A 3,381-nucleotide genomic window follows, 5' to 3' on the forward strand; every position below is an offset into this window, starting at 1 on the left:
ACCTCGACGTTGCGGTGGCTCTGCTCCAGCGCGGACCTCAGCGCCGCCTTCAGGAACCGCTCACCGTTGTAGGTCGGCACCAGGATGCTGACGAGCGGATCACCTGGGGCCACGGTCTGCTGATCGCGTCCGACGGCTCGAGCCGCTTCCAGGACACGGCGCCGGCTCCACAACTGCGCGTCGACCCCGTAGGCGCGCCGCGTCGTTCGCAATCCGGCCTGCGCGACACGGCGCACGCCGTCGTGCTCCGCCACCATGTCGAGGATCCGCTCCGCCACCTCGGCGGCGTCCGCACGTGGCATGTGGATGTCACGGCCGTCCGTGAAGAGACGGTTCTGGTCCAGCGGGTCGGTCGCGACCAGGGCGACGCCGCACAGGGCCGCCTCGACGCACGCCCCGGTCGGGAACCCGTCGAAGGCGCCGGGGGCGAGACGCCCCGGCGCCGTCGGGGAGACGATGACGTCCATCCCCAGGTAGAACTCGCGCAAGTCGGGCGTGCTCAGCACCCCCGAGAAGGTCAGGTCCAGGTCCGCGTACTCGGCGCCGACGTCCGCGGGTCCGAAGCCGCCGACGACGTGGCCGCGCACGGGGAGGCCCGCGTCCCCGAGCATGCGCAGGGACTCCAGGAAGACGGGGAACCCCTTGTCCGAGCCGTCAGCCGTGTACCGGTGGGCCACGAAGCAGACGTCGAGGGCCGGCTTGCCGCTGCCGAAGTAGTTCGTGCGCAGGCCGGGGCCGGGCTGGAGGTAGCCGGGGTTGACGGTGACACCGAGCACCTCGGTGACCGGTACGGATCCGCCGCTGACCTCCCTCACGAGATCGGTCACCAACGGCTGGGTGGTGATCACGTGCCTGAGCTGCGGTGACCCCAGCACCCGTCGCAACTTCCGCTCCGCCGCGGCGTCGCCGAGGTGCAGGCCGCCACCCGGGTACAACGTCAGCACGAACGGCAGCGCGTGGCGCTCGAGGTCGGCCAGGAAGTACGCGGCGTTGTTCAGGAACATGACCGACGCGCACTCGAAGTCCGCGAGCCGGCGGGCGTCGTACGGAGAGATCTGCCGGTACGTCCGCGGGTGGAGCGCCCCGTACTCGGTGACGAGCGGGTCGAGCGGCCGGACCGTCGTCATCACCTCGGCGACGACGCCGTGGCGCAGCATCCAGTCGAACTCAGCGATGCGGAAACCAGTGCCCTTGGTCGGGAAGTAGTCGTCGAGCGCGACGATCCCCCCGCGCTGCCCCGCCGGTGGGCTGGCCGTTCCGGCGGCGGTCGTCCCGGGGACGCCGTCCACCGGGGTGTCCGGGGGGCCCACGTCCCGGTCCAGCTCTCGGACGACGGTCGGCCCGAGGAGGTGGGCGTGGTCCGGGAGCAGGGAGCGCAGGTCCGGCGATCCGCCCTGGTCCGTTCGGAGACCGTCGTGGCGGACCCGATGACGCGTCGTGACGTCCGGTAGCAGTCCCACGTTGCCGTACTCGGTCATGGCGAGGTCGACCAGCCACCCGTGGGCCACGGTCTCGAAGACCCCCGGGTTGAGCCGTTCCAGGGCCTCGGCCCGGTACACGACGCAGCTCGACGTCGGGAACCGGACACCATCCGCCATCCGCCCACTGGTCACCTCGACGAGGGCGCAGTCGTCGCCGATCGGTGGGACGGTCTGCGATGACCCCGTGGCGTCGTCGACGGCGAGCGTGCGCGTGGCGGCCATGGACAGCTCCGGGTGCCCGTCCAGGAGCTCCACCTGTCGCCGGAGTCCGTCGGCCGACAACCACTCGTCGTCACCTTCGAGGACGGCGATGTAGCCGCCCCGGCAGGCGGCGAACCCACGGTGGCGGTTCAGTGCGGGGCCGAGTCGCGTCTCGGCGGTGAGGACGCGCACCTCGACGTCCACACGCTCCGACCACGCCGCGATGATCGGCAGCGTCCGGTCGCTCGACGCGTCGTCGGCGACGACCACCTCGATCGCCTCACCCAGGGTCTGGCTCTCGATCGAGGCCAGCGCGCGCTCGACGAGCTCCTCGTGGTCGCGGGTGATCAGGAGCACGCTCACTCGGGGAGTCGTCATGCGCGGCAATCGCCTTTCGAGGATGAGTGCCAGGGGGATGGCGTCGGATCCGGTCCACGCGGTCGTCGTCCATGGCGCTGTGCGGTGGTGGCGCCGGACGGACGGACCTGGTGGTCGACCCACGAGGAGGTCGCTGGCCGAGAGGTGGGATGAGTCCGGGGTCGCTGCAGGGGAGGGGGACGTGGGCGGCCGGAGTACGCGCGAACGGCCTGAACGAGCTGGGCCGGTGCCGCTAGACGGGGCGGGCGAACACGTTCACCTGTCCGACGTGGCCGGCAGGCAGCGGGAACGGCAGCCAGCGGCCGTCGCTCTCGGCGAGCGCCGAGAACTCGAAGTCGCAGGCGCGGCTCAGCAGGGTGATCGAGTCCTCCTGCGTCCAGCCGTGGTCGGCGGCGGCGACGGGCGTGAACTCGTAGACGACCGTGGGCCGCGCCGCGGCTATGAACTCCAGAGCGCCGCTGAGCACGCTCGGTTCGTGGCCTTCCACGTCGATCTTCAGCAGCGAGACGCCGTCGAGCTGGCCGGCCGCGTGCAGGGTGTCGAGCCGGACGGCCGGCACGGTGACCTGCTGCCACTCGTTGAGCAGGCCGAAGCTGTGGCGCCGCGCCGACGCGATGGCGCTGTTGCCCGGCGTCGCGTGGAAGACGAGGGAACCGTCGGTGTCGCTCACTGCGGCGTTGAACAGGGTCACGTTGTCCGCACCGTTGAGCGCGATGGTCGACGCGGCCAGCCGCAGCGTGTCCGGGGAGGGCTCGAAAGCGTAGACCTGCCCGGTCGGCGCCAGGTGCGCGGCGATGCTGGCCGTGACCACGCCGATGTTGGTGCCCACGTCGACGAAGCCGCCCGGACGCCGGGAGAGCTCCCGTTGGAGCGCGTCGATGAGGATGCGGTTGCACCCGGGGTCGACCGCGTGCAGGGCGGACGGCCAGTCCCGGGCGTCGCCCATGTACCGGACGCCCCCGGCGACGGTGCCGGTGAAGTACGGCCGGCTCGGCGGGACGTCGGCCCGTCGGCGGTCGAAGTCCTGGATGAACTGCCCGTCCACCCGGGACAGCAGGTCGGTGCAGCGACCGGACCGCTGGAACTCGGCCTCCGTCAGCGCGGTCCACATGTCGCTGAAGTCCCCGACCTGCTCCTGCATCGTCGCGAGGACCTCCCGGCAGTCCGGGAGACGCAGCTGGGTCGTGCAGGGGTGGTTGCTGCCGTCCCCACCCGGGTGAGGTGGGAGGTGGAAGGTCCAGGTGGCCAGGGCGCGTCCGTGGTGCCACCAGCGGCCGTGGGGGGTGACGGCGAGCCAGGGGTCGGGCAGCAGCGTGGCGGG

The 3,381-nt window shown here is 71.8% G+C and carries 2 protein-coding genes; both read right to left on the reverse strand.

All coding sequences use genetic code 11. The annotated features are described in order from the left end of the window. Nucleotides 1-2,060, reverse strand: a 2,060-nt coding sequence (locus BMW27_RS22730) for a glycosyltransferase (RefSeq protein WP_139206982.1), incomplete at its 3' end; no start/stop codon positions are given. Nucleotides 2,061-2,292: 232 nt separating this feature from the next. After that, on the reverse strand, nt 2,293-3,381 hold a 1,089-nt coding region (locus tag BMW27_RS22735), incomplete at its 5' end, for an FkbM family methyltransferase (RefSeq protein WP_091448759.1).

The organism is Geodermatophilus poikilotrophus, from assembly GCF_900111455.1.
GTDB lineage: Bacteria > Actinomycetota > Actinomycetes > Mycobacteriales > Geodermatophilaceae > Geodermatophilus > Geodermatophilus poikilotrophus.